Raw genomic sequence first — 1,121 nt, forward strand, 5'->3', positions numbered from 1 at the left:
AAGTGGCAGAGTCTGAAGTGGCAGAGTCTGAAGTGGCAGAGTCTGAAGTGGCAGAGTCTGAAGATTCAGATAATTGTATTAGATTAGCATATTTTTGATCCCCAATGGTTTTCACCACATCATCAGAATTCACAAATGGAGACTGTACAGATTCAAATCCATCTCTAGCAAAGTCAGAAAGATTGGTTGTCGCCCTTGTTTTTGTTACATCCTGTAATGCATTAAGACGAGGGATATTTTCAACACTAGTACTAATTTGAACTATATTTTCACCTTGAACTTCTATATCAGAAAGACTTTGGATTTTTTCAATTGTTGCAGGATCAGTGTTAGATAATTCTAAGACAATTCTAGTTTTACCCTGATAGGAATCAACACCATATTGCCATGCATTTTCGTCGGGAGCCTCATCTTGTAAAAGTTCTCTGATTTCATTATCTGCTTTCTTTACCATAACACCTGGATTCTTTTGTTGCTGGATTTCTGAGGATACTTCTTTAACTTTATCTTTTACGTTTTCTATTTCAACAGTTACACCAGGTTTAACTTCCAAAATCTTTTCAAAATATTGTAATTTTACTTTTTGAGTATCTTTGATTAATTGTTGTTCAATCTGTTCTAATTGATCTCTATAATTTTGATCAGGAGATTTTCCTTCATACTCTTTGTTAAGAGTCTTTATTGCTAATTTCGAGAGAACTTTTTCAACTAAAATTCCTTTTTTAGAATCTTTTTGAGCTTCTTTAACAGAGTAATCAATTTCGTCAGATTCATCGTCTGATTCGTCTTCAGATTCATCAATTATTTTATCAACTGCTTTTACAACAGCCTCTTTAATTTTCATTTTAATTTCAGCTTCTAATTTTTTTGCTTTTTCCTCATTCTTTTTTGCATTCTCTGCTACTTTGGCGGCATGTTTTACTGCATTCTCTGCTGCTTTGTCTGCATGTTTTGCTGCATTCTCTGCTGCTTTGTCTGCATGTTTTGCTGCATTCTCTGCTGCTTTGTCTGCTGCTTCTGCTGCTGCTTCTGCTGCTTCTTCTGCTGCTTCTTCTGCTGCTTCTTCTGCTGCTTCTTCTGCTGCTTCTTCTGCTGCTTCTTCTGCTGCTGCTTCTGCTGCT

The 1,121-nt window shown here is 36.0% G+C and carries 1 pseudogene; it reads right to left on the bottom strand.

Annotated features, from left to right (window positions below):
• Positions 1–1,121 (bottom strand): annotated as a pseudogene (locus tag C6990_RS05185) (hypothetical protein); the annotation flags it as partial.

Source organism: Nitrosopumilus sp. b3, assembly GCF_014078525.1.
In the GTDB taxonomy this organism is placed as follows: domain Archaea; phylum Thermoproteota; class Nitrososphaeria; order Nitrososphaerales; family Nitrosopumilaceae; genus Nitrosopumilus.